The following is a 6,170-nucleotide window of genomic DNA, read 5'->3' as shown; positions in this document are numbered from 1 at the left end:
GGTGGGCTTCCTCGTGCTCGGGTTGCTGCGCCGGTCGGCCAGCAGCTCGGCGGCGCGCTCGAGGGTGATGCTCTCGACGTCGTCGCCCTTGCGCAGGCTGGCGTTGGTCTCGCCGTCGGTGACGTACGGGCCGAACCGGCCCTCGCGGACGGTGACCGTGCCCTGGGTGAGCGGGTCGGCGCCCAGCTCCTTGAGCGGCGCGGCGGCGGCCCGGCGACCCCGCTGCTTGGGCTGGGCGAAGACCGCCAGCGCCTCGTCGAGGGTGACGGTGAACAACCGGTCCTCGGACTCCAGCGAGCGGGAGTCCGTGCCCTTCTTCAGGTACGGCCCGTAGCGGCCGTTGAGCGCCTGGATCTCCTCGCCGTCGGGTGCGGCGCCGACGGTTCGCGGGAGCGTGAGCAGCTTCAGCGCGTCCTCGAGGGTGACCGTCTCCGGCGACATGGAGGAGAACAGGCTGGCCGTGCGCGGGGCCTCCTTGCTGCCCTCGGGCACCACGGTGGTGACGTAGGGGCCGTACCGGCCGGCCTTGACCACGACGGGCAGCCCGGACTCCGGGTCGGTGCCGAGCGTGCGGTCGCCGGACGGCGCGGCGATCAGCTCCTCGACCTTGTCCTGGGTCAGCTCGTCGGGGGGGAGGTCCTCGGGGAGGCTGACCCGGGGGCCGTCCTCGCCACCGACCTGCAGGTAGGGCCCGTACCGCCCGACCCGGACGACGACCGGCTCGCCGTTCGGCCCGGTGGCCTGCAGCGGGATGGAGTTGACCCCGCGGGCGTCGATCTCCTCCAGCCGCTGGCCGATCACCGACTTGAGTCCGCCGGAAGCGGCGATGCCGCCGGCGTGCCGACCCTCGCCGCCGAAGTAGAACTCGGTGAGCCAGTCGACCCGGCCCAGGTCGCCGGCCGCGATCTCGTCGAGCTCCTGCTCCAGCGAGGCGGTGAAGTCGTAGTCGACGAGCTGGGCGAAGTGCTGCTCCAGCAGGTTGATCACGGCGAAGGCCACGAAGGTGGGTACCAGCGCCGAGCCCTTCTTCCAGACGTACCCGCGGTCCTGGATCGTCTGCATGATCGACGCGTAGGTGGACGGCCGGCCGATGCCCAGCTCCTCCAGCCGCGCCACGAGGCTCGGCTCGGTGTAGCGGGACGGCGGGGTCGTCGAGTGACCCTTGGCCTCCAGCTCCCGGGTGTCGAGCTGCTGGCCGCGCTCGACCCGGGGCAGCCGGCGCTCGGCGTCGTCGCTGCTGTGGTCGTCGTCGCCGGCGGTACCCTCGTCGCGGGACTCGACGTAGGCGCGCAGGAAGCCGGGGAAGGTGATGGTGCGGCCGCTGGCGGTGAACTCGACCGCCTCGTCGGTGCTGCTGCGTCCGGCCAGCCGGATGCTCACGCTCTGCCCGACGGCGTCGGCCATCTGCGAGGCGATGGTGCGCTGCCAGATCAGCTCGTAGAGCCGGAACTCGTCGCGGGCGAGCTGGCCGGCGAGCTGACCGGGGGTGCGGAAGCTGTCACCGGCGGGCCGGATCGCCTCGTGCGCCTCCTGGGCGCCCTTGGCCTTCTTGGCGTAGCGGCGCGCCTCGGCCGGCACGTAGGCGTCACCGTAGAGCTGACGGGCCTGGGTACGGGCGGCGTTGAGGGCCTCGTTCGACAGGTTGGTCGAGTCGGTGCGCATGTAGGTGATGTGGCCGTTCTCGTACAGCCGCTGCGCCACCCGCATGACCTGCGCCGAGGACCAGCCGAGCTTGCGGCCGGCCTCCATCTGCAGCGTGGAGGTGGTGAAGGGTGCGTACGGGCGCCGCCGGTAGGGCTTCTCGTCCACGCGGCTGACGGTGACCTGCCGGCCCTCGAGCCGGGCGGCCAGACCGCGGGCGCCGGCCTCGTCGAGGTGTACGACCTCGCCGGTGACCCGTCCGGTGGCGGGGTCGAAGTCGCGGCCGGTGGCGACCCGGCTGTCGTCGACGCTGACCAGGCGGGCGCGCACCGTGGTCGGCTCGCCCTCGTCCGTGCTGGTGCGCCGGCCGGTGACCGCGAAGGTGCCCTCCAGGGACCAGTAGTCGGCCGAACGGAAGGCCATCCGCTCCCGCTCGCGCTCGACGACGATCCGGGTCGCCACCGACTGCACGCGCCCGGCCGAGAGCTTGGGCAGGACCTTCTTCCACAGCACGGGGCTGACCTCGTAGCCGTAGAGCCGGTCGAGGATGCGGCGGGTCTCCTGCGCGTCGACCAGCGCGGTGTCCAGCTCCCGCGGGTTGGCCACGGCGCGGGCGATCGCCTCCGGAGTGATCTCGTGGAAGACCATGCGCCGCACCGGAACGCGCGGCTTGAGCGTGTCGACCAGGTGCCAGGCGATGGCCTCGCCCTCGCGGTCCTCGTCTGTCGCGAGGTAGACCTCGCTGGCGTCCTTGACCAGCTGCTTGAGCCGGCTGACCTGCTGCTTGCGGTCGGGGCTGACCACGTAGAGCGGCTCGAAGGCGTTGTCGACGTCGACACCCAGCCGCGCCCAGGACGCGCCCTTGTGCTCGGCCGGCACGTCGGCGGCGTTGCGCGGCAGGTCGCGGATGTGCCCGACGCTGGCCTCGACGACGTAGCCGTTGCCCAGGTACCCCGCGATCTTCCCGGCCTTGGTCGGGGACTCCACGATGACCAGCGGCCGTCCACCGCCGGCGGCGGTCCGGCGGCGGGCAGGGGTGCTCGTGCCCCCGGCGGTCGCCGCGGCGGTCCGGGTGCCGGTGTGCGTGGTCTTCGTGGGTGCCACGGTGCTCCTGTCGGTGGTGCTCGGTGCAGGCGCCGGTGGTCCGGCGCCGGACGACGCGGTCGCTGTCCGCGTGCCCTCGGCGACGCCACGGTAGGCCACGGGGCCGACCGGGAGCCCGGTGGCGACCGACCGTGGGCGTGCCGTCACCCGCTCCAATGGCCGAGGGTCGTGCCGTGTTCCCGGGCCCCGGCGGGTCATGCCGGCTCACGGACTCCGGCCACCACCTCGCCGATCACCGCCCGCGTCGGGTGGTCGGCGTCGTAGTACTCCCCGTGCATCGCCTGGCCGGTGGGGAGCTCGACGGCTCCGAAGTCGTCATCCCAGGTCGCGTACTCCCCGTGCGCGTCCCACCAGGTGATCGGGTCGACGGGCGACGAGGCCTCGTACACCTCCGCGACCTCCAGACTGCGGGCGTTCCCGTCCATGCCTGGACTCCCGTTGAGGATCACCGCACCGGCGGCCATCGGGCCAGGTGCCGCGGCGGCGGCACCGACCACCCGAGTCCCGTAGCTGTGCGCACTGACGACGACCCGGACGGGATCGGCAGCTCGAGCGGCGGAGAGACCGTCCAGCGCGTTGTCCAGGGCACGGCCGCCCTCACGACTGATCGACGTGCCGAGCGCACCGATGCCCAGGGGAGGTCGGTAGCCGAACCAGGCCACCGCGGCCACCGCCAGTCCCGGATCGGCGGCGCGACCGGCATCGGCGACCGTGTCGGCAGCGGCCACCACGTCGTCGAGGGTGCGCTCGGGTGAGTTGAGCATCCCGGGGACGACGAAGGCCACGGACCCGGCTGTGTCGAGGTCGCCGAGGCCGAGGGCCGTAAGCCCTGCGCCCGGATCGAACTGGAGGAGCTGGACCTCCTCGCCCGATGCCTCCCGACGGGCGATCTCCGCCGCCACGGACACGGCCATCGCCTGTCCCGGCACGGGCGGGCCACCGGTTCTGCGGGGGGTCACGAGGGTCCGGTCCAGCACCAGCCGGTTCGCGCGGTCCCGGGCCCAGGCCGGGAGGCCCTCGAGGTCGCCGATCCGCCTCGGGCGCCCGTGGATGGCGCTCACCCGCGCAGCCGTTGACAGACCCGCCCACCACGCGGCGACCGCGGTGGGGTCGTTCCCGCTGGGAGGAGGCGCTGGAGTCGATGCGTCCTCGACTGCCACCAACCAGGACAGGTCCTCGAAGGTGGCCGGGGCGAGAGTCCCACCGATCCCGAGGCCCATCAGCGCGGCAACTGCCTCGCCGGCCCCCAGGCCGGCTCGTCCGGCAGCCGCCAGGGCGTCGGCCGCCAGTGCCTCGACCCGCACCACAGCAGCCGTCCGTACCGCGTCGGCCTCTCCCGTGGGGTCTACCGGCAGGGGGCCGACCAGCCGCCCGGCGCCGTCGAGCACGACGGGGATCGACGCGGCAGCGGCCAGGGCCCGCTCGGCGAGCTCCTGTGCGGTCTCCGCCTCGGCCAGCAGGCGCTGCGCGTGCTCGAGGGACTCGTCCAGGGCCGCGGTGACCCCGGTGGCGACCGTCGAGACGTCGACGAGCGCGGCGCCGGCGGACTGCGCGGCCGGCCCGTACCAGCAGGAGGCGTCCTCCAGCGAGCGGCCGACGGCCTCGACCCGGGCCCGCCAGGCCGGCAGCCCGGCGGCGACCGAGTCAAGGGTCCAGACCGCCCCACGCAGCAGCGGGACGTCCCACCCGGCGACCTCGGCGAGGGTGGGGGCGCTCACCGGACGGCCGGGGTGTGGCGCCCGGCGAGCACCCGGTCTGCCAGCGCTGCGTCGGCCGCCCGGTAGGAGTCGACGGCCGCGGACAGGGTGGCGGCGAGCGCTCCGGTCTGTTGGCCCAGCAGTTCCAGGGCGGTGCCCCACCCCGAGCCCGCGGCGCCGGCGCCCTCGCCGGCTGGCCCGCTGACCGCCGTCCCCAGGGAGACCGCGGTGGAGCGGCACAGCTGCGCCTCTCCGGCCAGCTCGGCGGCGAGGCCGGCCAGCTCGGCGGCCAGCGCGTCGATGGCGTCGAACTCCGCGGCGATCGTTGCGGACACGTCAGGACCTCCCGGCGTCTGTCCGGGCCCACAGCGGGACCGGTGCGGCGGGACGCTAGGCCGGGCGGGTGCCGTCCCGCGGGTGTCCGTCCACATCGCAGATCGCTGTCCACAAACCGGGCACGGGCGCGCCGGTCGGCGCGCCCGTGCCGCAGTGTGCGGTGCGTGCGGTCAGGGGACGCTGGTGGTCAGCGAGGTCGAGCTGTCGGCGGAGGCGCCGCCCACGACGACCGACCGACGCTTGGAGATCACGACGGAGACCACGATGATCGCCACGGCGCCGAGGGCGATGAGGACGCGCAGGCTGGTGTTGGCGTCGTCACCGACCGACAGTCCGACGACGGCCGGCGCGATGATCAGGGCGACCAGGTTCATCACCTTGATCAGCGGGTTGATCGCCGGGCCTGCGGTGTCCTTGAAGGGGTCGCCCACGGTGTCACCGATCACCGTGGCGGCGTGCGCCTCGCTGCCCTTTCCGCCGTACGCGCCGTCCTCGACCATCTTCTTGGCGTTGTCCCACGCGCCGCCGGAGTTGGAGAGGAAGACCGCCATCAGGGTGCCCGCCGCGATGGCGCCGACGAGGTAGGCCGCCAACGGGCCGAAGCCGAGACCGAAACCGACCGCCACGGGCGCCAGGACGGCGAGCAGACCAGGGGTGGCCAGCTCGCGCAGCGAGTCCTTGGTGCAGATGTCGACGACGGCGCTGTAGTCCGGCCGCTCGGTGCGGTCCATGATCCCGGGCTTGGTACGGAACTGCTCCCGGACCTCGAAGACGACTCGCCCGGCAGCACGGGAGACCGCGCTGATCGCCAGCCCCGAGAAGAAGAACACGACCGCGGCACCCAGTACCGCGCCGACGACGTTGTTCGGGTTCACCAGGCTGAAGGCGCTCCCGAGGGTGCCGCCGGCCACGTCGAGGGCGACGGCGATCTGGGCGTTGTAGGAGCCGAAGAGGGCGGTGGCGGCGAGCACAGCGGTCGCGATGGCGATCCCCTTGGTGATGGCCTTGGTGGTGTTGCCGACGGCGTCGAGGTCGGTGAGCACCCGGGCGCCCTCCTCGTCGATGTCGCCGGACATCTCCGCGATGCCCTGCGCGTTGTCGCTGACCGGACCGAAGGTGTCCATCGCGACGATGACGCCGGCCGTCGTCAGCAGACCGCAGCCGGCGAGCGCGACGGCGTAGAGGGCCGCCCCGCCGCCGATGAGGAAGGCGCCGTAGACCGCACCGCCGATCAGCAGCGCGGCGTACACGGCGGACTCCAGGCCGAGGGAGATGCCGGAGAGGATCACGGTCGCCGGGCCGGTCAGCGAGCTGCGGCCGATGTCCTTGACCGGCTTGCGGCTGGTCTCGGTGAAGTAGCCGGTGAGCTGCTGGATGGCCGCGGCCAGGACG

General features: G+C 73.5%; 4 protein-coding genes. All 4 read right to left on the bottom strand.

Annotated features, from left to right (window positions below; all coding sequences use genetic code 11):
- Positions 1-2,745, bottom strand: a 2,745-nt coding sequence (gene topA / locus BUB17_RS24750; protein ID WP_072921447.1) for a type I DNA topoisomerase, incomplete at its 3' end; no start/stop codon positions are given.
- Positions 2,746-2,939: 194 nt separating this feature from the next.
- Positions 2,940-4,463, bottom strand: coding sequence for an alpha/beta hydrolase (locus tag BUB17_RS24745; protein ID WP_072921445.1), 1,524 nt, complete (start codon positions 4,461-4,463; stop codon positions 2,940-2,942).
- Complete coding sequence (locus BUB17_RS24740) at positions 4,460-4,777, bottom strand: hypothetical protein (RefSeq protein ID WP_072921441.1); 318 nt, start codon at positions 4,775-4,777, stop codon at positions 4,460-4,462. Before BUB17_RS24740 ends, BUB17_RS24745 begins: the two co-directional genes overlap by 4 nt.
- A 171-nt stretch (positions 4,778-4,948) precedes the next feature.
- Positions 4,949-6,170 (bottom strand): sodium/proton-translocating pyrophosphatase (locus BUB17_RS24735; RefSeq protein ID WP_175561483.1); only part of this gene is annotated, 1,222 nt, incomplete at its 5' end.

The sequence above is a fragment of the Geodermatophilus obscurus genome, from assembly GCF_900143215.1.
GTDB lineage: Bacteria > Actinomycetota > Actinomycetes > Mycobacteriales > Geodermatophilaceae > Geodermatophilus > Geodermatophilus obscurus_A.
The sequence above is the reverse complement of the archived record's forward strand: the minus strand, read 5'-3'. Positions and strand labels throughout refer to the sequence as shown.